Annotated in this window: 21 protein-coding genes and 1 other annotated feature; of the genes, 6 read left to right on the top strand and 15 right to left on the bottom strand. The window is 30.3% G+C overall.

Annotation, left to right across the window (positions count from 1 at the left end; all coding sequences use genetic code 11):
- Window positions 1-95: 95 nt before the first annotated feature.
- From B3Z56_RS07685 to B3Z56_RS07660, 6 genes are all read right to left on the bottom strand, one after another.
- On the bottom strand, window positions 96-1,793 hold the full coding sequence (locus B3Z56_RS07685; RefSeq protein WP_346848585.1) for a peptide ABC transporter substrate-binding protein: 1,698 nt from the start codon (window positions 1,791-1,793) through the stop codon (window positions 96-98).
- 532 nt (window positions 1,794-2,325) lie between these two features.
- Entirely contained in the window at window positions 2,326-4,011 is a 1,686-nt protein-coding gene (locus B3Z56_RS07680) for a peptide ABC transporter substrate-binding protein (protein WP_346848584.1), read from the bottom strand.
- A gap of 672 nt (window positions 4,012-4,683) precedes the next feature.
- Entirely contained in the window at window positions 4,684-5,652 is a 969-nt protein-coding gene (locus B3Z56_RS07675; protein ID WP_150846023.1) for an oligopeptide/dipeptide ABC transporter ATP-binding protein, read from the bottom strand.
- Window position 5,653: 1 nt separating this feature from the next.
- Window positions 5,654-6,676, bottom strand: coding sequence for an ABC transporter ATP-binding protein (locus tag B3Z56_RS07670; protein WP_346848583.1), 1,023 nt, complete (start codon window positions 6,674-6,676; stop codon window positions 5,654-5,656).
- Window positions 6,677-6,690: 14 nt separating this feature from the next.
- On the bottom strand, window positions 6,691-7,611 hold the full coding sequence (locus B3Z56_RS07665) for an ABC transporter permease (protein WP_346848582.1): 921 nt from the start codon (window positions 7,609-7,611) through the stop codon (window positions 6,691-6,693).
- A gap of 11 nt (window positions 7,612-7,622) precedes the next feature.
- Complete coding sequence (locus B3Z56_RS07660) at window positions 7,623-8,555, bottom strand: ABC transporter permease (protein ID WP_346848581.1); 933 nt, start codon at window positions 8,553-8,555, stop codon at window positions 7,623-7,625.
- A gap of 1,060 nt (window positions 8,556-9,615) precedes the next feature.
- On the opposite strand from B3Z56_RS07660, the gene B3Z56_RS07655 reads away from it, so the two are divergent.
- Genes B3Z56_RS07655 through dapB form a run of 3 tightly spaced genes read left to right on the top strand, consistent with a single transcriptional unit; the run spans window position 9,616 to window position 12,283 of the window.
- Window positions 9,616-10,617, top strand: coding sequence for an aspartate-semialdehyde dehydrogenase (locus B3Z56_RS07655; protein ID WP_346848580.1), 1,002 nt, complete (start codon window positions 9,616-9,618; stop codon window positions 10,615-10,617).
- 25 nt (window positions 10,618-10,642) lie between these two features.
- Window positions 10,643-11,521: a 4-hydroxy-tetrahydrodipicolinate synthase gene (dapA, locus tag B3Z56_RS07650; RefSeq protein WP_346848579.1), complete on the top strand. Its 879-nt coding sequence runs from the start codon at window positions 10,643-10,645 to the stop codon at window positions 11,519-11,521.
- Window positions 11,522-11,533: 12 nt separating this feature from the next.
- Window positions 11,534-12,283, top strand: coding sequence for a 4-hydroxy-tetrahydrodipicolinate reductase (gene dapB / locus B3Z56_RS07645; RefSeq protein WP_346848578.1), 750 nt, complete (start codon window positions 11,534-11,536; stop codon window positions 12,281-12,283).
- Between the two features lie 92 nt (window positions 12,284-12,375).
- Here the strand turns inward: dapB and B3Z56_RS07640 are convergent, their stop codons facing one another.
- Entirely contained in the window at window positions 12,376-13,524 is a 1,149-nt protein-coding gene (locus B3Z56_RS07640) for a pyridoxal phosphate-dependent aminotransferase (protein WP_346848577.1), read from the bottom strand.
- 19 nt (window positions 13,525-13,543) lie between these two features.
- On the bottom strand, window positions 13,544-14,083 hold the full coding sequence (locus B3Z56_RS07635; protein ID WP_035133066.1) for a cob(I)yrinic acid a,c-diamide adenosyltransferase: 540 nt from the start codon (window positions 14,081-14,083) through the stop codon (window positions 13,544-13,546).
- Window positions 14,084-14,306: 223 nt separating this feature from the next.
- Between B3Z56_RS07635 and dapD the strand changes: the two genes are divergently transcribed.
- The gene (dapD, locus tag B3Z56_RS07630; RefSeq protein ID WP_150846032.1) at window positions 14,307-15,017 is read left to right on the top strand and encodes a 2,3,4,5-tetrahydropyridine-2,6-dicarboxylate N-acetyltransferase; all 711 of its coding nucleotides are present in this window, start codon (window positions 14,307-14,309) and stop codon (window positions 15,015-15,017) included.
- 74 nt (window positions 15,018-15,091) lie between these two features.
- Here the strand turns inward: dapD and B3Z56_RS07625 are convergent, their stop codons facing one another.
- The gene (locus tag B3Z56_RS07625) at window positions 15,092-15,826 is read right to left on the bottom strand and encodes a single-stranded DNA-binding protein (RefSeq protein WP_150846033.1); all 735 of its coding nucleotides are present in this window, start codon (window positions 15,824-15,826) and stop codon (window positions 15,092-15,094) included.
- Window positions 15,827-16,049: 223 nt separating this feature from the next.
- Window positions 16,050-16,814, bottom strand: coding sequence for a polysaccharide deacetylase family sporulation protein PdaB (gene pdaB / locus B3Z56_RS07620; RefSeq protein WP_346848576.1), 765 nt, complete (start codon window positions 16,812-16,814; stop codon window positions 16,050-16,052).
- A gap of 164 nt (window positions 16,815-16,978) precedes the next feature.
- Between pdaB and B3Z56_RS07615 the strand changes: the two genes are divergently transcribed.
- Complete coding sequence (locus tag B3Z56_RS07615) at window positions 16,979-17,503, top strand: DUF4364 family protein (protein WP_035133078.1); 525 nt, start codon at window positions 16,979-16,981, stop codon at window positions 17,501-17,503.
- A gap of 49 nt (window positions 17,504-17,552) precedes the next feature.
- Here B3Z56_RS07615 and B3Z56_RS07610 read toward each other — a convergent pair whose 3' ends face one another.
- The 3 genes from B3Z56_RS07610 to B3Z56_RS07600 all read right to left on the bottom strand — a co-directional run bounded on the left by B3Z56_RS07610 (window position 17,553) and on the right by B3Z56_RS07600 (window position 22,680).
- On the bottom strand, window positions 17,553-18,437 hold the full coding sequence (locus B3Z56_RS07610; RefSeq protein WP_346848575.1) for a YncE family protein: 885 nt from the start codon (window positions 18,435-18,437) through the stop codon (window positions 17,553-17,555).
- 87 nt (window positions 18,438-18,524) lie between these two features.
- Window positions 18,525-19,829, bottom strand: a complete 1,305-nt coding sequence (locus tag B3Z56_RS07605) for a folylpolyglutamate synthase/dihydrofolate synthase family protein (RefSeq protein WP_346848574.1) — start codon at window positions 19,827-19,829, stop codon at window positions 18,525-18,527.
- A 208-nt stretch (window positions 19,830-20,037) separates the two neighbouring features.
- Complete coding sequence (locus tag B3Z56_RS07600) at window positions 20,038-22,680, bottom strand: valine--tRNA ligase (protein WP_346878549.1); 2,643 nt, start codon at window positions 22,678-22,680, stop codon at window positions 20,038-20,040.
- Between the two features lie 199 nt (window positions 22,681-22,879).
- Window positions 22,880-23,097, bottom strand: a binding site (T-box leader).
- Window positions 23,098-23,261: 164 nt separating this feature from the next.
- On the opposite strand from B3Z56_RS07600, the gene B3Z56_RS07595 reads away from it, so the two are divergent.
- Window positions 23,262-23,621, top strand: a complete 360-nt coding sequence (locus tag B3Z56_RS07595; RefSeq protein WP_035133086.1) for a tetratricopeptide repeat protein — start codon at window positions 23,262-23,264, stop codon at window positions 23,619-23,621.
- A 115-nt stretch (window positions 23,622-23,736) separates the two neighbouring features.
- Here B3Z56_RS07595 and B3Z56_RS07590 read toward each other — a convergent pair whose 3' ends face one another.
- Together B3Z56_RS07590 and recX are read right to left on the bottom strand one after the other, a co-directional pair.
- On the bottom strand, window positions 23,737-24,924 hold the full coding sequence (locus B3Z56_RS07590; protein WP_346878548.1) for a transglutaminase-like domain-containing protein: 1,188 nt from the start codon (window positions 24,922-24,924) through the stop codon (window positions 23,737-23,739).
- Window positions 24,925-24,965: 41 nt separating this feature from the next.
- Window positions 24,966-25,829 carry a recombination regulator RecX gene (recX, locus tag B3Z56_RS07585; protein WP_346878547.1) on the bottom strand — a complete coding sequence of 288 codons (864 nt, stop codon included), beginning with the start codon at window positions 25,827-25,829 and terminating at the stop codon, window positions 24,966-24,968.
- Between the last annotated feature and the right edge of the window lie 26 nt (window positions 25,830-25,855).

Below are 25,855 nucleotides of genomic sequence, written 5' to 3'. Positions count from 1 at the left end.
TAAACACAGTTTTTTATTGTATTTGTTAAAAACTACAGAAAAGGCTATCTCAAAGAAATGAGATAGCCTTTTTAAAATTATAATACTATTTTATATTATTTTCTACCTGAAGTGTAAGTGTATTTTAAATCAACTGTTCCAAATAATGGAGCACTGTAACTCTTAATATACTTTCTTACATATGTGTTTTTAAATCTCCAAGACTCTGGACTTATAACAGCATCTTCATATAATAAAATTCTTTCTGCTTGTTTAAATAATTCGGTTCTTTCTGCTGGGTCTACAGTTTTTGCTGCATCAGCTATAAGCTTATCGTATTTAGGATTTGACCATCCTGTCATTACAACGTTAGCTCCAGTTACCCAGAAATCAAGGAATGTGTTAGGGTCATTGTAGTCACCGCCCCATGCCATAGCTGCTACTTGATAATCAAAGTTATCAGTTCTTTCTTGGAATTGTGCCCACTCAACATAATCAACTTTTACTTTTACACCAAGTTTATCTTCATAAACACGTTGTTGGAATTCAGCCCATACCTTATTTTCAGCTGAAGTACCTGATTCTAAGTAGTTAATAGTTATTTTAGATGGATCATCTCCAAGTCCTAACTCTTTCATTCCTTCAATTAATAGAGCCTTTGGATCTGGATTTTCATCTATAAGATCCTTAACTGGAGTATCACTTACTTTATCTCTGTAATCTTCTCCACCTATTTGTACTTTAGGAGGTACAAAAGACATAGCTGGCTCTCCTAGACCTTTTCTTAAAGTCTTAATTTTATTTTCTCTATCTTCAGCTACCATAAATGCTTTTCTTACTTTAGCATTACTAAATAACTTATCTTTATGGTTGAAGAAAGTATAAGTAGTAGAACCATCATATCCTTTTTTAGCCTCATACTCACCAGTTTTATCAAATTTTTCTATCCATTCTGGTTTAGAAACTGCTGCCATATCTAATGAACCATTAAGTAATTCATTCATTTGAGCAGACTCTTCTTTAATTATCTTCATTGTAGCTTTATCAAGTTTTACATTTTCAGCATCCCAATATTCTGGATTTTTAGTAAATTCAATCTTATTGTTGTGTACCCATTCAGAGATTATGAATGGTCCACTATATACCATTGTATTTGCTTCAGATCCATATTTATCGCCATGTTCTTTTATTATATCCTCTCTTTGTGGTTGCATTACTTTAAAGTATGTTAAATCTAAGAAGTATGAACATGGTGAATTTAATGTAAATTCAATTGTTTTATCATCTACAGCCTTAACACCTAAATCTTCTGCTTTAGCTTTACCTGCGTTAAATTCTGAAGCATTTTTGATTGGGTATAATAAGAATGCATATGGTGATGCAGTATTTTGATCTAAAGTTCTAGTGATACCATAAACGAAGTCTTTTGCAGTAATTGCTTTTCCATCACTCCATTTAGCATCTCTTAACTTAAATGTCCAAACAGATTTGTCATCGTTAGGTTTCCAGCTTTCAGCTATACCTTCTATGATTTTATCTTTTCCAGCTTCATCTTGAATAATTCTTGTTAATGCCTCTTGGCTGTTTGCAAGAACTTGTGATGAATACAAATCACTTGATTTTGATTGATCAATTGTCTTTGGTTCAGCCCTCAATAATAAGTTAAGATACTGTTCTTTATCCATATCTCCAGAAGCAGCAGTCTCTCCACCTTTGCCCTCATCTTTTTTGTCATCTTTACCACAACCTACTAAAGCAACAGAAGTTACCATAGATACAGCTAGTAAAGCAGCTAATATTTTTTTGCTTTTCATGAATAATCCCCCTTCATTAATCATCAATATAATAGATATAATGTCATATCCATCTGATTTAAATTTATTATATATTAACACTTTCACTATTGCAATACCCATTATCTGAATATTTATAAGATTACCTCAATTCGACTTATTATCTTATATAAGTGCAAATATCTTATGAAATATTAATGCAACCTCTCATTTTGATTAATTATATTAATATTTTTTTAATTAAAATTTATTTATTAATTTATTTTTCTTTTTTTCGTTTGTTTATTTTTCTTTTTTCTTCTTTTTTCTCTATTAATCGGGTTTTATTTGCATTTAAATTCGAAATTTGTAATACGAATTTTATCATTTAATCACTACATATATTATATATATTATAGTATTTTAGATAATATTGACTTCTTTTCCCTAACTTTATAATGCATTAAATTAGAATTTTCTTATAAAGCCCACTTTTATAGGCAAAAACATCAAAGCATCTAAAAAAAGTGAAGCATTCGTTATTTGCTTCACTTTTTCTCATTTCATTATAATATTATTTTCTTCCAGTAGTATAAGTATATTTTAAGTCTATTGTTCCAAATAATGGAGCAGTGTAGTTTTTAACATACTTTCTTACATAAGTATTTTTAAATCTCCAAGCTTCTGGACTTACAACACCATCTTCATATAATAGTATTCTTTCAGCTTCTTTGAAAAGTTCAGCTCTTTCATTCGGATCATCACTTTTTCCTGCTTTAGCTATAAGTTCATCGTACTTAGGATTTGACCAACCTGTTGGTACAACTCCAGCTGTTGATGTCCATAAATCTAAATATGTGTTAGGGTCATTATAGTCTCCAGTCCATGCCATACCTGCAACTTGATAATCAAAATTATCAGTTCTTTCTTGGAATTGTGCCCATTCAACAAAATCAACTTTAACATTAATTCCAAGTTTTTTTGTATAAACTTGTTGTTGGAATTCAGCATATTCTTTAGCTACCGCATCAGTACCTGATTGTAAGTAACTAATGGTTATTTTAGATGGATCTTCTCCAAGCCCTAGTTCCTTCATACCTTCTATTAATAATGCTTTTGGATCTGTATTTTCATCCATTAATTTTTGAACTGGTAATTCATTTACTTTTGTTCTATATTCTTCTCCACCTATTTGTACAGACTTTGGTACAAAACCTAGAGCAGGTTCGCCAAGACCTTTTCTTAAAGTCTTAATTTTATTTTCTCTATCTTCTGCTACTATAAATGCTTTTCTTACCTTAGCATTACTGAATAATTTATCTTTAAGGTTAAAGAAAGTATATGTAGTCGAACCATCATATCCTTTTTTAGCTTCATATTCACCAGCAGAATCAAACTTTTCTATCCATTCTGGTTTAACTACTGTAGCCATATCTAATGAACCATTAAGTAATTCATTCATTCTAGCAGACTCTTCTTTTATTATTTTCATTGTAACTTTATCAAGTTTTACATTTTCAGCATCCCAATATTCAGGATTCTTAACAAATTCTACTTTATTATTATGTACCCATTCAGATATCATAAATGGTCCACAATATACCATACTGTTAGCTTCTGAACCATATTTATCACCGTGTTCTTTTACTATATCTTCTCTTTGTGGTTGCATTACTTTAAAGTATGTTAAATCAAGAAAGTATGCACATGGTGATGCTAATGTAAACTCAACAGTTTTTTCGTCTAGAGCTTTAACTCCTAAATCTTCTGCCTTAGCTTTACCAGAGTTGAATTCTACAGCGTTAGCAATAGGATATAATAGGAAAGCATATGGTGATGCAGTATTTTGATCTAGAGTTCTAGTAATACCATATACAAACTGTTCTGCAGTAACTGGTTTACCATCACTCCATTTAGCATCTCTTAATTTAAATGTCCAAGTTAATTTATCATCTGAAGTTTCCCAGCTTTCAGCTATACCCTTTTCAATTTTATCTTTACCATTTTCATCTTGTACAATTCTTGTTAATGATTCTTGACAGTTTGCAAGAATTTGTGAAGAATATGAATCACTTGATTTAGATTGGTCAATTGTTTTTGGTTCAGATTGTAAAAGCATATTTAAATATTGTTCAGCATCTGCTTCTCCATTAGTAGCAGTTCCTGCACCCTTTTCTTCGCCTTTACCACACCCAACTAATGCCGCTGATGTTACCATAGATAATGCTAATAATGATGCTAGTATTTTTTTACTCTTCATAAGTAATCCCCCTTAAAATAATTTGGTTTAGTTCAAAAATTAAAAATTTTCTTTCTAACCTCGGCTCATCTTTGCGTTATTCATTGTGCATATTTCTACACATTTCCTCATAACTTTTATTTATATTTATAGTACACTCTTTTTACGACAATGTCAATGTTGACCACTTCCACTTAAGACATTATAATTTTAATTTTATTCAATTATACGAATTATTACCTATATTTTTTACGTAAAATTCCCTATATTTCAACAAAGTATTATAAATTCACGAATGGCAATTGATTCTATTACCATTGGTACACCCTATCTTCAAGGTTTCATATTTTTCTTTGTCGTAATTTGTAGTTTTTTTCATAAATTAATCATTAAAAGAAGATATATGAATTTCGTTTTTTAATAAAATTCTTTTTTCTGTATTTTCTTTAAATAAAACTCAATTAAATTCAATATGATATTTACTACTAAACACCCATATATGACCTCCTTTTATAATATTATTAAAAGATATACGAATTTATATACCTGGTAATAAAACTCAATAAATGAATAAAATTGATAGTCATTGGATAAAGTCTTTGTTTGAAATTACAATGATTAAAAACAAAATTTGACTAAGCTTTTAAATAAAAAAAATAAGAGTGCTTAAGCACTCTTATTTTTTTATTTAAATTATAGTATATGACATGCAGCAAAGTGATTTGGCTCAATTTCTCTAAACTCAGGAGTTTTTTCACTACATATAGGCTTTGCATATCTACATCTAGGTGCAAATCTACAACCTGGTTTAGGATTTATTGGACTTGGCACTTCTCCTTCTAAAGGTATTCTTGCTTTTTTCTTAGTTGCATCAGGATCAGGAATTGGAATCGCTGATAATAACGCTTGAGTATATGGATGTAAAGGCTTATCATATAAATCTTTACTACTAGCAAGTTCTACCATAGTTCCTAAATACATAACTCCAACTCTATCAGATATGTGTTTAACCATTGATAGGTCATGGGCTATGAATAAATATGTTAATCCTAATTCATTTTGCAATTTTATCAGCAAGTTAACAACTTGCGCTTGAATAGATACATCTAGAGCAGATATAGGCTCATCACAAACTATGAAGTCTGGTTCTATAGCAAGAGCTCTTGCTATCCCTATTCTCTGTCTTTGTCCACCCGAAAACTCATGAGGGAATCTAGATGCGTGCTCTTTATTTAGTCCTACTAATTGTAGTAATTCATAAATTCTAGCCTGTCTTTCATTACCTTTGTGAAGGTTATGAATATCTATTCCTTCCCCAATAATATCTCCAACAGTCATTCTTGGATTTAGCGATGCATAAGGGTCTTGGAATATTATTTGAGCTCTTCTAGTAAACTCTTTTTTCTGTTTTTTATCATATTTACTAATATCGTCTCCATCAAATAATATTTCACCACCAGTCGCTCCATAAAGTCCCATTACAGTTCTTCCACACGTTGTTTTTCCACAACCTGATTCTCCAACAAGACCTAATGTTTCACCTTTAAATATATTAAAACTAACATCGTCTACCGCCTTAAGTGTAGCATTCCTACCAACCTCGAAATATTTCTTAAGATTCTTTACTTCAATTAAAACTTCTTTTTTATTTGATTCAGCCATCTTATTCACCTCTTCTTAACGCTTCTGGAACTTCAACCTTAGGTGCCATTGGGTGTTTTAACCAACACAACACTTGGTGATCGTTCTCTACATTAGTTACTTCTGGCATTTCCTCTAAACATATTTGCATACAATATTCACATCTTGCAGCAAAAGGACATCCAACTGGTGGTTTAACTAAGTCTGGCGGAGTACCGTTTAAAGCGTAAAGCGTATCCTTATTTTTTGTCTCAAGTCTTGGAACTGATTGAAGCAATGCCCATGTATAAGGGTGTTGAGGATTTGCAAATATTTCTTCTACAGTACCTCTTTCGATAACTTGTCCCGCATACATTACTTGAATTCTATCCGCAGTATCCGCTACTACTCCAAGATCGTGAGTAATAAGTATAACTGCAGTTCCTAGTTTCTTTTGAAGATCTCCTATAAGATCCATTATTTGAGCTTGTATTGTAACATCTAGAGCAGTAGTTGGCTCGTCCGCAATAAGTATCTTAGGATTACATGCAAGAGCTATAGCTATCATAGCTCTTTGTCTCATACCACCTGAGAATTCATGCGGATATTGATGAGCTCTCTTATCAGCATTTGGTATATTAACAAGATCAAGCATTTTTATTGCTTCTTTCATAGCTTCAGCTTTATTCATACCTCTATGAATTATTAAACTCTCAGCAATTTGCTTACCAACTGTCATTGTAGGATTTAATGAAGTCATAGGATCTTGGAATATCATAGATATATCTGATCCCCTTAATTTTCTTAATTCCTTCTCGTTCATATCTAAAATATTTTTACCCTCAAAAATGATTTTAGAATCTTTTTTAATTTCTGCTGGCATTGGTTCTGGTAACAGCCTCATTATAGCCTTTGATGTAACTGTTTTTCCACAACCTGATTCTCCAACTATAGCTAAAGTTTCACCCTTATCAAGATGGAAATCTACACCTCTTACTGCTTTTACTTCACCCGCATAGGTATGAAATGAAACTTGTAAATTTTCTATATCTAAAATTCTTTCCATTTGCCATTCCCCCCTTATTGACGTAATTTAGGATCTAGTGCGTCTCTTAAACCATCACCTAATAAATTAAAAGATAACATTGTTAACGAAATCGCTAAGGCAGGGAAAATTAATTGATAAGCGTAGAACATTATAGTCTGTTGTCCTGCTGCTGCAAGAGCTCCCCAACTTGTCATTGGTGATTGAACACCTATTCCTAAGAAACTTAAGAAAGCTTCTGCAAATATAAATGATGGTATATCGAATGTTATAGCAACAATCATAACACCTAAAGTATTTGGTACTAAGTGTTTTGCTATTACTCTTGAAGCATTTGCTCCCAGTGCTTTTGCAGCAAGTACGTATTCTTGTTCTTTAATTTGTAAAAGTTGTCCCCTTACAAGTCTAGCCATATAACACCATCCTGTAATGGTCATAGCTATAATAAGTGGTATCATACTACCACCATCCATAATAACCCTGATAAGTATAACTAAAACTAGGTATGGAATACTTACTAAAATTTCTAGTATTCTCATCATGATATCATCAGCAATTCCACCAAGATATCCAGCTATACCACCGTAAATTGTTCCTACAACAGTGTCGATAACAGCTCCAATTAACCCTATAGCGATAGATATTCTACCACCTATCCAAACTCTTGTAAACAAATCTCTACCTAAACTATCTGTTCCAAACCAATATGTTGCGTTTGGTTTTAAGTTTAACATATCATTATTTGTAGCTTGATATTCAAAATTACTTATCATAGGTCCTATTATTGTCATCAATGTAATTATTCCTAATAACACCAACGAAAGCATCGCAACTTTATTCTTTTTAAGTCTTCTCCATGCATCTTGCCAGTAGGTCATACTAGGTCTAAGTATTCCCTCTGAATCTAGGTTATCACAACCTATAATTTGAAATTTTTCTTTTGAAAATTCTGCCATACTTATCCCTCCTAACGCTTTCCGCTTGATACTCTTATTCTTGGGTCAACTAATCCATAGATTATATCAACTAAGAATAATGCAACTATAAATAATGCTGATACAAATATTGATTGTCCCATTATCATAGTATAATCTCTATCAGTAATTGCTGATACGAAATATTGTCCAAGTCCCGGTATTGAAAATATACTTTCAACTACGAAGGAACCTGTAAATATACCAGCAACTTGTGGTCCTAGAAGGGTAATAGCTGGTAAAATAGCATTCCTTATAACATGTTTAAATACTAAACTAACATTAGAAACCCCTTTAGCCTTAGCTGTTATTATATAATCTTGTCCAATAACATCCAAACAGTTAGCTCTCATATATCTTGCATATGTAGCTATAGGAGCTAAACTTAATGCTATGGTAGGTAATATAGTATGCTTAAACTCGCCCCACCCTGTTGTTGGCAACCATGTTAATTTAACTGTGAAGAAGAATTGTAGTAGTGATGCTACAACAAAACTTGGTACAGATATACCAACTATGGCTATGAACATTACTAAATAATCTGGCCATTTTCCTCTTTTAAATGCAGCTACAATACCTAATAAGATACCTATTGTAACTCCCAGTATAAGACCTTGTCCTCCAATTCGTGCTGAAATAGGTGCATGTTTCATAATAGTCTCTGTAATATCTCTTCCCGGAGATGCTAGAGATTGTCCTAAATCTCCTTTGACAGCATTCTTAACGAATAATCCATATTGAGTTAAAAGTGGCTTATTTAATCCATATTTAGCATAGTAGTTAGCTTTTATTTGCTCTGGAAGCTTTCTTGCTGCAACCGCAAGTGGATCTCCAGGCATAGCATGGATAAGCATAAATGTTATTGATGATGCAATGAATAATGTCAATAACATATATCCAAATCTTTTTAGAGTAAATTTAAACATCGTCATCCCTCCATTTTTAAGTAAAAATATGCAATAAAATCCCCATCTACTGCATTTCCCCCAACATTAACCTTTTTCTACCTTAAGCACAATGAGACATTATTAGAAATTACATCTCTCCTATAGACTCCTATAAATGAAATGTAAATATTTAAGACACCGCTAAGCTTATTAATGATATCGTATACAAAGTCGTTGTTTTATAATTTGCAACATTATGTATTATGATATTATAAAACTTTAGCACTTTTTTATTCTTTTTTTGCCTCATATCAACTTTTAAAATGTAATGCATTATTTCCCCTTACTAACACCTCCCACACTAATAATAAAATCTAGTAAGGCTTCATTCCTTTAACATTACTAAAACACACTTAAGATGCTATTGTGAAATTAGCAAAAATGATTTATTTAAATAGTTAGTTCCTTTCAAATATTTTGACAATTGCCACAATATCAAAGCCACTTACTTTTCAAAAGCAACACTAAGAAATTAACTCTCAGTATTTTAATCATTCATACATATTTCATAGTTAATATGTGGTTATGTATTTTAGTAGTTATAATTGTTAAAAGTATGAAAATAAAAATAATAATAAATTCATTTTTTATAATATTAACACAGGGTTCTGTAAGTTGTCAAACTATTTTAATACATAATTTGTTCTTAAGATTACAAATTGCAACAAAATATTAGATAATATTTTAAATTCATATTATTAAATCTTCTATACGCCTTCATATTTTTACATATTTAAACAAATGCATCTTTTTATTTAAAATATTATCTTGCGGATTTTTAATATGATTCATTTATATCTAAAATCTTATTATCTACTCTTTAAATTGACCTAACACTTCCTTACTTTCATCTTCCCCTTAACAATCTGGGCTTAATAATATCTACATACATTGTATTATGCTTTTACTTCCGTTGACATCTTTGGTATATATCTCTGCTATAATAAAAATTTTATATATAAATTTAATAAAGTTATATAACTTTATCTACTTAAGTTATATAATGTATTATAAATATAAGTTAAGTGAGGTGGTATTTTTGAAATACAATGTTGCTATAGTCGGGGCTACTGGAATGGTGGGAAGACAATTCATAAATATTTTAGCTGAAAGAAATTTTCCCATAGAGGATTTATATCTTTTTTCATCTGCCAGGTCTGCTGGAACTACTATACACTTTAATGGAAAAGATATATTGGTAGAAGAACTTAAGAAAGAAAATATAATTAACAAAAAAATTGATTTAGCTCTTTTTTCAGCTGGTGGAGATGTCAGCTTAGAATTTGCTCCTATATTCGCAGAACACAATACCGTGGTTATAGATAATAGTAGTGCATGGAGAATGGATCCTAGAGTTCCTCTGGTAGTTCCTGAGGTTAATGGTGAAGATATTAAATGGCATAATGGTATTATTGCTAATCCTAACTGTTCTACTATTCAAGCAATGGTTGCTCTTAAACCTCTTGATATTAAATATGGAATAAAAAGAGTTGTATACTCAACTTATCAAGCTGTATCCGGTGCTGGAGTTCAAGGGTTTAATGATCTAAAGGATGGAGTATCTAATGTTCCTCCTAAGAAATTTCAATATCCTATAGCCTATAATGTAATACCTCAAATTGATGTATTCTTAGATAATGGTTATACAAAGGAAGAAATGAAGATGATAAATGAAACCCATAAAATTCTTCATAATGATCAAATTAAAGTTACTGCTACCACAGTAAGGGTACCTGTATTCCATGGTCATAGCGAAAGTATTAACGTAGAATTTGAAAATACTTTTGAATTGGATGATATTTTCGACTTATTTAAAACTTTACCTGGAATTACTGTAATGGATGATATAAAAAATAATATTTATCCTATGCCTGTAGATATAGAAGGTCAGGATGACGTTTATATTGGAAGAATCAGACGTGATTTTAGTGTTGATAATGGTGTTAACCTATGGGTTGTTGCTGATAATATTAGAAAAGGTGCTGCCCTTAATGCAGTACAAATTGCAGAAGTTTTTATAAAAGAAAATTTAATAAAATAAATATAATGATTTAAGAGGTGTATATATGAGTATTTTTAAAGGTTCTGGTGTTGCAATTGTAACTCCATTTAGCAAAGACGGTGTAGACTTTCCTAAATTAAAAGAATTATTAGAATGGCATATTGAAAATGGAACTGACGCTATCATAGTATGTGGTACAACTGGAGAAGCATCTACTATGACAGAGGCTGAGAGAAAAGAAACTATAAAATTCACTGTAGATACAGTTAATAAGAGAATCCCTGTTATAGCTGGTACTGGTAGTAATAACACCATGGCTTCTGTTAAAATGAGCATCTACGCTGAGTCTGTTGGTGTAGATGGACTTTTAGTAATTAACCCTTACTACAATAAGACTTCAGTAAAAGGCTTAATTGCTCATTTTAAAACTATTGCTGAAGCTGTTAATACTCCTATAGTAGTATATAATGTACCATCTAGAACTGGCATGAATATTTCACCAAAGGCTCTCCATGAACTTTGTCAGCTAGATAATATTGTTGCTGTAAAGGAAGCTAGTGGAAATATAAGCCAAATTGCAGAAATAAAATATCTCTGTGGAGATAAATTAGATATATATTCTGGGAATGATAATGAAATTATACCAACTCTTGCTATAGGCGGACTTGGTATAATATCAGTTATTGCAAATATTGTACCTAAAGATGTTCATAATATATGTGAATTATTCTTTAATGGAGAAATAAAAGCAGCTCAAGAGTTATTTTTAAAAACAATCCCTTTAACTAATGCATGTTTCTGTGAAACAAACCCTATTCCTATAAAAACTGCCTTAAATCTTATGGGTAGAAGTGTTGGAAACTTAAGACTTCCATTAGTTGATATGGATGATAATAATTTAGAGACTTTGAAAGAAGCTCTAAAAAACTACTACTTATTATAAAGGAGACTATACATGGTAAAGATTTTATTAGTTGGATGTAACGGAAAAATGGGTCATATGATTTCAAAGGTAGCTTCTACTTCTGAAACACTAAATATTCAAGCTGGAGTAGATATGAATACAGAATCTAATTTTAATTACTCTATTTATGATTCCATAGATAAAGTAACAGAAGAAGTAGATGTAATTCTGGACTTCTCAAGACCTTCAAGTTTAGACTCTATATCAAAATATGCTTTAGCTCACTCATTACCAGTAGTATTTTGCACTACTGGCTATACGGAAGAACAAATAGTTCATATTAAAAATCTACAAAATTCAATTCCTGTGTTCTATTCCGCTAATATGTCTATAGGAATTAATATAATAAATAATTTATTAAAATCTATTAGCAATAAACTATATACAGATTTTGATATTGAGATAATAGAAAAACATCACAATCAAAAGGTAGATGCTCCAAGTGGTACTGCACTACTTCTTGCAAATACTATAAAGGACTCTATAGAAGAAGAAACAACCTTCAACTATGGTAGAGAAGGAATCTCTAAAAGAGAACACAAGGAAATAGGAATTCATGCAATCCGTGGTGGAAATATTATAGGTGACCATGAAGTTATATTTGCTGGTATGGGTGAAGTAATTGAAATTAAACACTCTGCTATTTCAAGAGAAGTATTCGCTGTAGGCGCTTTAAAGGCTTGTGAGTATGTTCATAACAAACCAAAAGGCATATATTCTATGGACGATGTAGTTAAATAGTAAATCAAATTTAGTTCAAATAAAAAGTGTTATGAAATCTATATTTTCATAACACTTTTATTTAATATTTACTTATCTTTTATATTTAACCCTTAGTTAAGCTTTATCTGATTTAACCACTGTTCCATTAAATCTAAAGATAATTTTAAATTTTCCATGCTGTAGCAATAAGAAATTCTAACATACCCTTCTCCACCTTTTCCAAATGCAGTTCCTGGTACTACGGCTACCTTAGTATCCTCAAGTAGCTTATCACAAAAATCTTCACTACTAAATCCAAAGGATTTTATACACGGAAATATATAAAATGCTCCCTGTGGTCTTATAACTTCAAGCCCCATAGAAACTAGTCTATCATAGACATAATCCCTTCTTATCTTTAATTCTGATTTTATATGTTCCATATGGTACATAGACTTCTTAAGTCCTTCTAAAGCTCCATATTGACCAATAGACGGTGCACATGACACATTGTATTGATGAACCTTTATTATGCTATTTAATATCCATTCCGCTGCACATACATATCCTATTCTAATTCCTGTCATGGAAAACATTTTTGAAAATCCACCTATAAGTATAAGTTTATCTTTTAACTTTCCATACTGTGATATAGAGTTAAATTCTCCAAATACAATAGAGCTATAAATTTCATCACTTACAATTAATATATCTTTATCTTTTAATATATTAAATAATCTATCACATTGATCCTTGGTCAAAAGTTGTCCTGTAGGATTTGATGGATAAGATACTACCATCACCTTAGGACACTCTTTCTCTATAACTCTCTCCAATTGCTCCATATCTAAAGATAAATCTTCCTTAATATTATAATTTATTACCTCTCCACCAAGAATCTTAACACAATTTTCATAGGCAGGATATGCAATGGAAGGTATTAGAACTTTATCTCCTGGATTTAATATTCCAGTAAAAGTAGATAATAATCCTTCACTTCCTCCTACAGTTACACATATTTCTTTACTGGAGAAACTTATATTTAAAGAATTTAGATACTTAGAAATTTCTTCTCTTAACTCTTCTATCCCAGCATTAGGTGTATAAGTAGTCCTATCTTCATCAAGGGACTTTTTCATAGCCTCTTTTATTTCCCCAGGTATTTTAAAATCTGGCTCACCTAGAGTTAGTGATATAGCACCTTCTATCTTAGCGACCTTATTATAAAATTTCCTTATTCCTGATATTTCTATATTGTCTATATTACTTGACAACCTCATAATTTATACCTTATACTCCTTAGAATTCTATTCCTCTTCTTGCTGGAACCCCTTCATTAAAGTAGTGTTTAAGATCTTTCATTTCAGTAACTAAATTAGCTCTTTGCATTATTGATTCTGGCACATTTCTACCTGTCATTATAAGTTCTACATCATCTGGTTTTTTATCTATCAATTCTATTAATTGTTCTTCTGTAATTAACCCATTAGATAAAGTTCCCATTATTTCATCCATTATCAATATATCACAATTTCCTTCTTCCAACTGTTTTATACAAAACTTATACGCTTCTTGAATATCCTCTTTTAGCTCTAACTTTTCTTGATCATTTAATGTCCAAAAAAATCCTCTAGGTCTTTCAAATCTATGAATAGTAAAATATGGAGCCATAAGTTTAGCTGACTCTAATTCTCCTGTTGCATCACTTTTTAAAAACTGAACCATACATACTCTATATTTATTTCCAGCAGCTCTAGTTGCAAGCCCCACCGCTGCTGTAGTTTTTCCTTTTCCGTTTCCAGTATATATTTGAATATATCCTTTGTTTAAGTTTCCCATATATTTACCTCCTAGGTCTACTTTTTTAATTTTATTATATCATTTACAAATAAAATATTCCATTATATATGATTTTTATGATATAACTATAGATATACTATATTGATAAATTAAATATACTAAGTATTATATTCAAAAATATCTTATTTATTTATAATTATTGTTGAGTTTTTAGGATAATATATAAATGAATATATATTACTTGTCGAAAGGAGTTAGAGGTATGGAATATAACTTTACTGATCCATATGAAATTGCTAGATTTATAAAGGAGTCAAAGAAATCAACCCCTGTGAAAGCTTATGTTAAAGGTGATCTAAAGGATTGTAACTTTGAAAATGTAGACTGTTTTGGCGAAGGCAGCTTTTATGTTTTATTTGGCGATAGCGCTGATATAAATAATTTTTTAGATGCAAATAAAGAAAAAATACATAACTACAGGCTTGAATCTGATAGAAGAAACTCAGCTATACCTATGCTTGATACAAGAAGTATAAATGCTAGAATTGAGCCAGGTGCAATAATCCGTGATAGAGTTTCTATTGGAAATAATGCTGTTATTATGATGGGTGCTGTTATCAACATAGGTGCTGAAATCGGTGATGAAACCATGGTAGATATGAATGCTGTTGTAGGTGCTAGAGGAAAGCTTGGTAAAGGGGTCCACCTTGGAGCTGGAGCAGTAGTTGCTGGAGTTTTAGAACCACCTAGCAAGTCTCCATGTGAAATTGGTGACCATGTACTTATAGGAGCTAATGCAGTAATCTTAGAAGGTGTAAAAATAGGAAATCATTCAGTAGTAGCTGCTGGTGCTATCGTTACAACAGATGTACCTGAAAATGTAGTTGTAGCTGGCTCTCCAGCTAAAATAATTAAACATGTAGATGATAAAACTAAGAGTAAAACTGAAATCTTAGCTGATTTAAGAAAATAATAAATTATAAAATAACAACCCAAAAGCTATCATGAAGGACTTCTTCATGATAGCTTTTGGGTTGATTTATCTCATTAAATAACTTCTTTCTCTTCATTATCATTTAAATTTGTTTCTTGTATATTGTTACTCTCATCTGTAGATGGATCATTGTCCACTTTTCCTATAATAGTTACATTATCTCTATTTTCGTCAGTAACTCTTTCCATTTTAGAGATTGAAACTTCATAGGCAATTTTTTTAACTACTTCTGTATCTGAAACTTTCTTTTGATATTCCCTACTTTGTAATCTTCCCCAAATTCTAATGTTATCCCCTACTTCTAAACTCTTACAAAATCTAGAGTTCCTTCCCCAAGCGATAGTAGGAATGTAATCTGATTTATTGTACAATCTATTAACAGCTAATAACATATCTGCTATTTCTCTGCCAAATGGTGTTGTTCTGTAAACGGGTGCCTTGCAAATATATCCATCTAAGAAAATTTGATTTGGATTTTTTCCTCTTTCCTCAAGTTGGCGAATATCTCTTGCAAATACAGTTAATATAAGTCTATTGGCACCATCTACAAACTTGTTATAGGATCTAAGCTGTCCATCTATTACAAGCTCACTTCCAATACTTACATCAATTCCTGCAATTAATCTTTCTGATACTGTAATTACTAATATGTCAGAAGTATCACTAAGTCTTGAAACCTCAAATTCAAAATTGTAAAATCCCTCTCCATACATTTCGTGGCTAAACTCTAAATCTGAGATAACTTTTCCCTCTAAGTAAATTTTGTTATTAAAAATATTATTATCCATGGTAACCCCTCTTTCCCTTGGTTTTTTAGTAAAATTTACTATAATTTATATTCATAAAAAATAAAAATATAACTATTTATAGTAAAAATCAAATATTTTTCTTATAGTTCTATTTACATTACCCCCGTGAATTAATTATAGAATAATTGTCTAAATTTTACAACATTTAATTTTCAAAAATTCACATTTTTTAGTCTTATAATTAAAATATGCAATAATTTTGTCAGTTTTCATTTAGTATTTGTTTCCCTGAATGATCTAGATAATAATTATCACTATATATTAAGTTAGACACTGTAATAAATTCATAACCCATAGCTTGGTATTTTTCAATTATTTTCGGCAAATTTTCTGTGGTGTACTTTCCATCATTATGAAATAGTAGTATAGAGCCTTCCCTTGCCTTTGATACTATTCTTTCATATTCTATATCTGCTCCATTAGCCTTCCAGTCAACACTATCAACATCCCACTGTATTGCCTTTAACCCTGTACTTTGTATAGCTTCTACTGAATCATCATTATATGAGCCTGATGGAAATCTAAACGTTTTAGGCATTTCTCCAGTCAAATTTAATATTTTAGCATTAGCTATTTCTAAATCCTTAATTATACTCTCCTTTGTCAGATTGGTATAATCAGGATGTTTATTAGAATGATTTCCTATTTCATGTCCTCTCTTTGAAATTTCTATTACTTTGTCTGGATAATCATCACACCATAATCCGATAATATAAAATGTGGCCTTTACATTATATTTATCGAGAACATCTAGAATTTCATTAGTTTTATCATCACCCCAATTAACATCAAAGGTTATAGCCATTTTCTTTTCTTTTGTGTCTACTGAATAAATAGGTACCTTTCTATCTGTTGGAATAAAGGTCTCCTTATAAAATACACGTCCCATAATACTTATACACACTATTAATATTAACAATGCTAAATAAGTTGTTATTTTTATCTTAATTCTATTAGATCTATCCATATTCCTCCTTTACTTATAAACATACTTTCTATAAAATTATATTCATAATCAGTTATTATATGCTATACTATATCATGTAAACTTAATTCATATTTAATAAATATGTGTTATAATTTAATATAATAAATATGTATAAAAGTACATGGTTTAAAGGAGGTTACTTTATGTTTGATAATTCTTTGAACTTAGCAGAAAACAAGCTTCTACTGTTGCATATAATAGATAAAGTTGATTTACCTATATCAAACATACAACTTACAGAAATTGTCCTTGAAAATAATTTTATAAATTATTTTACACTGCAAGAATATATAGATGATTTAATCTCGTCTCAACTAATAAATAAAATTAATTATAAAGATAAAGATAGATTAGTAATATCAAGTAAAGGTAAAGAAGTCCTATCTTTATTTAAAAATAGATTATCTAAGGATAGTTTAAGTAAATTAAATTCTTATATAGATGGGAAAATGAATCTAATAAAAAAAGAGGCTACAATTTCAGCTGATTACACCATTGAAAATTCCAATAGTTATGTAGTTAGCCTAGGTGCTTCTGAAAATAATATCCCTCTCATGGAAATTAAGGTAACAGTGGCATCAAATAAACAAGCCAGAGAGTTATGTTCCAAATGGAAAGCTAACCCCTCTGACTTATACACTAAGATTATTAAAGTTTTAACTGAGTAATTTTTATTAAGCTCATTATAAATCTACCCTTAGTATTTTCATAAATATTTTAATCTATAATCATCCCTGTAGGCTGGCCCTTTAATGGGATGATTAATTTTTCATGATTATCATTTTTATTAATCCTCATTATCAAATCATTGTAGCTATCTCCTACGTAAATATACCTTTCATCGCAAATTATTCCTCTAGGCATACCACCAATTCTTATACTCTTTACATTTATAAAATTTACAATATCAATAATGGATATAGTTCCATCACCATAGTTAGATACATAGCAATACTTTTCATCGCAATACATATCAAAAGGACAATTTCCCACTGATAATCTATGTATTACTTTATGATTTCTGCTTGATATAACACTTACACACCCCTTATCCAAACTACCTGCACTACTTTCACAAACAAGAATATAATCCCCATTTAAAGTAAATAACGCTTTTGTTGGTGCTTGCCCTACCTTTATGTTTTTAATGTCACTACCATATAACGAATCAAATACTGTAATTGTATCGTCACCATTATTGGCTACAACTATTTCATTGCTGTGATTACAACAGTCAATACTATGTGGAGAGTCTCCACAAGGAATAATCTCTATTATTTCTTTTTTATTCAAATCAAAAGTTACAACATTATTTGAGTCTCCGCAAATAATATATAAATGATTTCCCAAGGCACAAATATCTCTACAGTTTCTTCCTAAATAATAGCTATAGGATTTTAAATCCTTCAAATTAACTATAGACACTGAACCATCGTAACAATTTGAAGTGAATAATTGATCCCCTTGTATACATAATCCATGAGGACCTACTTTATTTTCATTAACTCCTTCTAACTTTATAACATCTTCTAATGCAAACTTCTCTATACCAATTTTGTTAATGCTATCTTGAGTTGTATTACAAATATATAAGTACCTCATTGGAATCCCTCCTCACATTATACTATGAAGGAACCTTCCATTATGCTACGAAAAATTTGTTACACCATAAATATATTATATTTAAAATTAATTATGATTTCTTATTATCTTCCTCATATCTCCCACCATATAAAGAGAACCAGATATGACTAGTAAAGTATCCTCATCACAATAGGAAAGTGCTTTAACGTATGCTTCTTCATAATCCATAATAGCTTCACACTCTTTATTGCAAATATTAATCTTCTCCTTTAAATCTTCACATAGCTCAGCTCTCTCACTATGAGGAGTTACAGCTATAATTTTTTCTGCTTTAGGACATATTATACTTATCATTTCATCTACTTGCTTATCTGCTAAAATTCCTATTATTAACACTAGTTTTCTATACTTAAAATAAATATCTATACTTTCAGTTAACTTCCTTATACCATCAATATTATGAGCACCATCAATTACCACTAAAGGATTTATTCTCATAATTTCTAATCTACCTGGCCATTTAACTTGAGATAAACCATTTGTTATACTTTCCTTTGTAATATTAACTCCAAGATCTATTAAAGCTTCACAAACATTTATAACAACATTACAATTTTGAACCTGATAAGTTCCTAAAAGAGATAATTTAACATTATAACTGTCTCTTTCTGTTATAATGTTTAAATTTTGAACCACTGTATTTCCCTTATACTCTCCTACTTTAACTAAAGATGCATTTTCTCTTTTCACTTTTATAAGTGGTGAATTTTTTTCTTTACAAATGTTCTCTATGACTTTAGTGACTTTATCTTCCTGTGGATATAAAACTACTGGAGTATTATTTTTAATAATTCCACCCTTTTCATAAGCAATTTCCTCTAAGGTATTTCCTAAAATATTCATATGATCATAGCTTACAGATCCAACTATAGATAAAATTGGTTCTATAACATTAGTAGAGTCTAGTCTTCCTCCAAGTCCTACCTCTACAACAACAAAATCAGCCTTCATTTTATGAAAATATAAAAATCCTGCACAAGTTATTATCTCAAACTCAGTAGGGTTACCATAACCTAAAGTAGTTACTTCTTTAACGGCCATTGAAACTTCTGTAACTATCCTAGCTAAATCTTCCTTGGGAATATTCTTATTATTTATCTGAATACGCTCTTCAAACTCTTCAATATAAGGAGATATATAGCATCCTACTTTGTACCCACTATGTATTAATATCTTTGTAATCATAGCTGTGGTTGAACCTTTACCATTAGTTCCTGCCACATGAATAGCTTTAATCTTCTTATGTGGATCTCCAAGGAGTTCTAGTATCTTTTCTGTTCTTTCCAAGCCTAGTTTACTTCCAAACTTAGCAGTATCCTTTATATAGTTAATAGCTTCAGTATAATTCATAATACCCCTCCTGAATTCTAATTTCATAACCTATTTTACCTCATTACATATCCATACTCAACTATATCACACTAGTAATTATCAATATTAAAAAGGATATCTGAAAAGTATAAGACTATAAATAAAATATATAGTCTATACACTTTTAGATATCCTTCTATTTATTAATATTAAAATTTATTTTTATATAAACATTCTTAAATGTTTTTTATTGTAACTTTTCTATACTCTCTAATACGGAATTATACATTTCTCTGTACTTTTCACCCTTAGTTTTTTCCTCTTCAACAACCTCAGCTGGAGCTTTAGAAACAAATCTTTCATTAGCAAGTTTTTTCTCTACTCTTTCAATTTCTCCTTGTAATTTAGCTTTTTCTTTGTTTAATCTTTCAAGTTCTTTCTCCACATCTACTAACTCTAAAAGTGGCATGTAAATCTCTGCGCCCTTTGAAACTACAGATACTATATTTTCTGGTGCTTCTTCTTTAGCGTTTAAGATTATAACTTCACTAGCAGATGCTAATTTTTCAAAGTAAACTTTTCCTTCTTTAAAAGCTTCTGCTGCTTCAGTTGCATATATATATGTTTTAGCCTTTCTTGAAGGTGGTACATTCATTTCTGTTCTTGCATTTCTTGTATTTCTTATGGCATCTATAATATAATTCATATATTCTTCTGCTTTGAAATCTTCTAAATCAGCTTCAAACTCTGGCCATTTAGCAATTGTAATAGATTCACTTTCTTTAGTTAAGTGAGTATAAATCTCTTCTGTGATATATGGCATTACTGGATGAAGTAATTTTAATCCTGAAACTAAAACTTTATTAAGAACATTTAAAGCTATTCCTTTAACTTCTTCATTATCACTATATAAAGATGGTTTAGCAATTTCTATATACCAATCACAGAATTCAGTCCACATAAAGTCATGAACCTTCTGAAGTGCAATACCGATTTCATATTTTTCTATATTCTCTGTAACTTCTTTAACTATATTGTTAAGTCTTGATAATATCCATCTGTCGGCTACAGAATAGTTTTTACAATCTTTATATTTCTCTATAAGAACTTCATCATTGTACATCATAACAAATCTTGATGCATTCCAAATCTTATTAGCAAAGTTTCTTGCTGCCTCAACTCTTGATTCATAGAATCTTATATCACTTCCTGGAGCATTACCAGTAACAAGGGAAAATCTTAGAGCATCTGCTCCATAATTTTCTATAACTTCTAGTGGATCAACACCGTTATCTAAAGACTTAGACATCTTTCTGCCTTGATCATCTCTAACCATACCATGGAAAAATACTGTTTTAAATGGTACTTCATCCATGTTGTACAAACCTGAGAATATCATTCTTGCAACCCAGAAGAATATAATATCTCCACCAGTAACCAATGTACTTGTTGGATAAAAATATTTTAAATCCTCTGTATCACCAGGCCAACCTAATGTTGAGAATGGCCATAGGGCTGAACTAAACCAAGTATCTAAAACGTCTTTATCTTGCTCTAGATCTGTAGATCTACACTTACTGCAATGAGTTGGAGTTTCTGTATCAACTATTATCTCTCCACAATCTTTACAGTACCAAACTGGAATTCTATGTCCCCACCATAATTGTCTTGAAATACACCAATCTTGAATATTTTCCATCCAGTTATAGTAGATTTTTTCAAATCTTTCTGGAATGAATTTTATATCTTTTTCTTTTACGGCCTTAATTGCTGGTGCTGCAAGAGTATCCATTTTTACATACCATTGCTTAGAAAGCATTGGCTCAATAGTACATCCACATCTATCATGAGTTCCTACATTGTGACTATGCTCTTTAATCTTAACTAAATATCCGTGTTCTTCCAAATCTTTTATAATAAGCTTTCGAGCTTCATATCTCTCAAGTCCTGAATACTTTCCATAACCTTCAGATATAGTTCCATTTTCCTCCAAAACTACAACTTCATCTAAGTTATGCCTCTTACCTACTTGATAATCATTAGGGTCATGAGCTGGAGTTATCTTAACACAACCTGTTCCAAATTCCATATCTACATAGTCATCGGCAACAACTTGAATTTCTCTATTCACTAATGGTAACCTAAGTTTCTTACCAACTAGGTGAGCATATCTTTCATCCTTAGGATTAACTGCTACTGCAGTATCTCCAAGTAAAGTTTCTGGCCTTGTTGTAGCAATTTCAACTACTTCATCAATACCTATTACAGGGTAATTTATGTGCCAGAAATGTCCTCCTTGCTCTTCATATTCAATCTCCGCATCTGAGATAGCAGTCATACATTTAGGACACCAGTTTGTAATTCTATTTCCTTGATATATAAGACCATCTTTGTATAATTTAACAAAAACTTCTCTAACAGCCTTACTTAAATTTTCATCCATAGTAAAAGCTTCTCTTGTAAAATCAGCAGAACAACCCATTTTTTTAAGTTGAGTTTTAATTCTATCTCTATATTCCTCTGTCCATTCCCAAACCTTTTCTAAAAATGCCTCTCTACCAATTTCCTTCTTTTTAATTCCTTTTGCAAGTAAAGCTTTTTCAACTCTTACTTCAGTAGCTATACTTGCATGGTCTTCTCCCGGAAGCCATAATGTGCTATACCCTTGCATTCTCTTAGTTCTTATAAGTATATCTTGAAGAGTGTTATCTAAAGCATGACCAAGGTGCAGTTGTCCTGTGATATTCGGTGGTGGCATTATTACTGTATATGGCTTTTTATTTTTATCTACTTGTGGAGTAAAAAATCCACTTTCTTCCCACCACTTATATAGTCTTTCTTCAAACTCTTTAGGATCATAATTCTTTGCTATATTGTTATTTTCATCCATTGTTATTACCTGCCCTTCTATATGTTTTTATTTTTTACTTTTGATTACTTGTTCTAACAATTACAGTTCTTAGTAGCTATAATGTACAAAACCTTAACTAAACTATTACACAGAAATTAGCATTACATTTATTAATATACTTAATACTAGGGTAATTTAATAGATTAGTATAAAATTAATAAAAAAAAGCGCTATCACCCCAAAGGACGACAGCGCGCGTTACCACCTTTATTTCTCAAAATTACTTTTAAGACTCTCTTAATTTTAACGATGAGGAACCACCGTCTCTAGCTACTTAATTTCGCTAAAGCAACTCCGAAGCTACCTTCAAAATACTTCCTATAGAAAACCTTTCAGCCCATGGATTTTCCTCTCTTAATATTTCATATTCTTACTCCTCTTCATCACAGTCAATTTATTATGTATTATATATATTTCTCTTTTATAATATTATATACAATACAACTCTTTTGTCAATACAAATTTCAAAATATAATTTACATAAATTTATAAATGTTATAGTATATTTTAGAACAAAATGGAAAATATTAAGATAAAGTACTAATTAGGAGGTCTTTTCCTTGAATTATTTTGCACAAGGTAATGATTTATATAAACTTAAGGACTATAAAAATGCTATTGATATGTATAAAAAATCTGCAGAGTTAAAGGAATATGAAGCACCTTCATTTTATAATTCTGCTGTATGTTTTATTAAACTAAAAAACTATAAGGCTGCAATACCTCTTATTCATAGAGCTTTGAATCTACGAAAAGAAAGTAAATATTATTTCAACCTTGCTTATTGTCATGTAATGATGGATGAAAATAAAAAGGCCCTAAATTATTTTAATACTGCATGGTCCATAGATAATACGGATACTGAATGTGAAAAGGCCATAAGTTTCATACTTTCTAAATATAAAAAAACAAGCATATAAGCTTGTTTTTTTATATTTAACTATTATTTTAATTTCATAATACAAACTTTATAATATAAAAGTTATATAAATCTAATATAAAAGACTAATTAAAACTTAAGTTTTAATTAAATTTTTACTTCCATTCTCCTGCGATTTTTCTATTTCTATGCTCTGAATTAAAGGTATCATTATCAAAATAATTCCCTGCATTATAAAAAGTTGAATCCACATTTACCCATTTATCCATTTCCTTTATATACACTTCATTCCATGAGTGACTAACCCAAGACATTCCATTATAACCTTCTCCTACAATTAGTCTTACTGGTATATCATTTGCTTTACACATTGCAACATATAAACATGCATAGTCAAAGCAAACACCTTTTCCTGTATTAAAAGTATTTATGGCTCCAGAATTAATCTCTGTAGGTATGGGATTATTCATAACTTCTGTAGCCTTATCATCATCATAAATTATAGCATTCCCTATCCATTCATATAAAGATCTTGCTTTATCATAATCGTTATCATACTTACTAGTTATACTTAACGCAGTATTATCTATGATCTCATTAGATCTTATTCCCTCATCTAATGTTACTCCATTATAAAAAACTACCCCTTGAAGATATCCATTTACATCATCTACTATATTATTTTTCTCATCTACTACTTTAAATGAATTCTCTAATATATTGGGGAAACTTTTAGCTATCTTAGAATCCGTAACAGGCTCTATAATCTTTTTATTAATATAACTATATATGGTAGATGAATTTAATTTATTATCTAGCTTTGGATTATTTAAAAAAATTGATGCATAGCTAAGTAGTGCTGATAATATTATCATATAACATATAGCCTTAGGAATTTGAAACATTCCTCCTAATAAAGCTCTAGTACCTCTGCCTGTATTTCTAATACTGGTATCAATGGCATCTGAAGCTGGATATAAAGTAGTCCTGCTAATAAATTCTATAAGGGCTTTAAATATCTGATAAATAATTAAGAATGTAAACAATAGTATAATCCCATTAAATAGCTTAGATTTAGTAATAAGATAAGCAAAGGATGGAGAAATCTTTGAGGATATATATTCAACTAATCCATACTTATCTAATGCAAACACATTTTTTACCACCACAGTAGTTAGTATTATTGAACAAACCATTGCCATAGAAGTTAATACACCCTTAATTGTAACCACCATGCTTTTACTTTTCAATTTAAATACAATGCCCATTATTACAGGATATACAAATGCTATAACCAATACTAATGAAACAATATTTATATTATACTCCTCTAAAAATTCCATTCTATCCCTCCTTTTCTCTCCTGTTAGATTTTCTTCTAGATTTAATAATAGGGATCTTCACCTTTAATAATCTTGTTTAATACAGTTTTGATATCTCTGTAATTATAACCCTTTCTTAAAAGGAAATCCTGTAATTTTTTCTTTATTTTAATTGCATCCTCTTCTGACTTGCTAAGGCGTTCATATCTTTTCTCTGCAATACTGAGAAGTTCATCCCATTGATTTTCCTTAACCTGATTATAACCATCTGACCTAAAGACCTCTATATTTTCTTTTTCCTTGATTTCTAATTTATTTACTACTGATTTAATAGTATCAAAATTATATCCCTTAGATATTAAAAAAGTATTAAGTTTACTTTTTATTTTTACTATATTGCCTTCATTTTTACATAGCACTTTAAGTTTTTTTTCTGCTAGCTTTAAAGCCACTGTTTCTTCATCCTTAGAAGAAATTTCATTTAGTATGTTATTTATCATTTCCTCAGATATACCCTTTTTTATAAGTTTATATCTAATGTTTCCTTTGCCTTCTATTCTAATATTTTGTGTTACATAAGCTTTTGCATAATATTCGTCATCAATAAATTTATATGCCTTTAGAAATTCTAAAACTCTGTCTATGACACTATCTTCATATTCTTTCCTTTGTAGAAATTCTCTCACTTGAAACTCACTCTTTAGAGCTCTCTCAATATACTTTAAAGCCTTTGTCTTTGCTGTAAGAAAATTATCTTCAACTATAACTTTCTTTAGGTCTTCAATATTAATTTCTTTTCCCTTAGATAAATTATGATAATATACTAACTCACTGCTACATCCAAAGGCAAATTCACCATTTATAAATATATTTACTCTGTTATCCTTTTTCTTTTGGGCTTCAATCTTAGTAATTATTTTACTCACTGTTCTTCCTTCCCATCATCTATAGA

It is taken from the genome of Clostridium sp. UBA7791 (assembly GCF_002480755.1).
Lineage (GTDB): Bacteria > Bacillota > Clostridia > Clostridiales > Clostridiaceae > Clostridium_J > Clostridium_J sulfidigenes.
The sequence above is the reverse complement of the archived record's forward strand: the minus strand, read 5'-3'. Positions and strand labels throughout refer to the sequence as shown.

Excerpts from the sequence above, each read along its gene's own strand:
- B3Z56_RS07670 (WP_346848583.1), bottom strand. The coding sequence starts at position 6,676 with ATGGAAAGAATTTTAGATATAGAAAATTTACAAGTTTCATTTCATACC.
- dapA (WP_346848579.1), top strand. The coding sequence starts at position 10,643 with ATGAGTATTTTTAAAGGTTCTGGTGTTGCAATTGTAACTCCATTTAGC.
- B3Z56_RS07635 (WP_035133066.1), bottom strand. The coding sequence starts at position 14,083 with ATGGGAAACTTAAACAAAGGATATATTCAAATATATACTGGAAACGGA.
- B3Z56_RS07610 (WP_346848575.1), bottom strand. The coding sequence starts at position 18,437 with ATGAGGTACTTATATATTTGTAATACAACTCAAGATAGCATTAACAAA.
- B3Z56_RS07675 (WP_150846023.1), bottom strand. The coding sequence starts at position 5,652 with ATGGCTGAATCAAATAAAAAAGAAGTTTTAATTGAAGTAAAGAATCTT.
- pdaB (WP_346848576.1), bottom strand. The coding sequence starts at position 16,814 with ATGGATAGATCTAATAGAATTAAGATAAAAATAACAACTTATTTAGCA.
- B3Z56_RS07680 (WP_346848584.1), bottom strand. The coding sequence starts at position 4,011 with ATGAAGAGTAAAAAAATACTAGCATCATTATTAGCATTATCTATGGTA.
- B3Z56_RS07625 (WP_150846033.1), bottom strand. The coding sequence starts at position 15,826 with ATGGATAATAATATTTTTAATAACAAAATTTACTTAGAGGGAAAAGTT.
- B3Z56_RS07590 (WP_346878548.1), bottom strand. The coding sequence starts at position 24,924 with ATGGAATTTTTAGAGGAGTATAATATAAATATTGTTTCATTAGTATTG.
- B3Z56_RS07660 (WP_346848581.1), bottom strand. The coding sequence starts at position 8,555 with ATGTTTAAATTTACTCTAAAAAGATTTGGATATATGTTATTGACATTA.
- B3Z56_RS07665 (WP_346848582.1), bottom strand. The coding sequence starts at position 7,611 with ATGGCAGAATTTTCAAAAGAAAAATTTCAAATTATAGGTTGTGATAAC.
- B3Z56_RS07685 (WP_346848585.1), bottom strand. The coding sequence starts at position 1,793 with ATGAAAAGCAAAAAAATATTAGCTGCTTTACTAGCTGTATCTATGGTA.
- dapD (WP_150846032.1), top strand. The coding sequence starts at position 14,307 with ATGGAATATAACTTTACTGATCCATATGAAATTGCTAGATTTATAAAG.
- B3Z56_RS07615 (WP_035133078.1), top strand. The coding sequence starts at position 16,979 with ATGTTTGATAATTCTTTGAACTTAGCAGAAAACAAGCTTCTACTGTTG.
- B3Z56_RS07600 (WP_346878549.1), bottom strand. The coding sequence starts at position 22,680 with ATGGATGAAAATAACAATATAGCAAAGAATTATGATCCTAAAGAGTTT.
- B3Z56_RS07605 (WP_346848574.1), bottom strand. The coding sequence starts at position 19,829 with ATGAATTATACTGAAGCTATTAACTATATAAAGGATACTGCTAAGTTT.
- dapB (WP_346848578.1), top strand. The coding sequence starts at position 11,534 with ATGGTAAAGATTTTATTAGTTGGATGTAACGGAAAAATGGGTCATATG.
- B3Z56_RS07640 (WP_346848577.1), bottom strand. The coding sequence starts at position 13,524 with ATGAGGTTGTCAAGTAATATAGACAATATAGAAATATCAGGAATAAGG.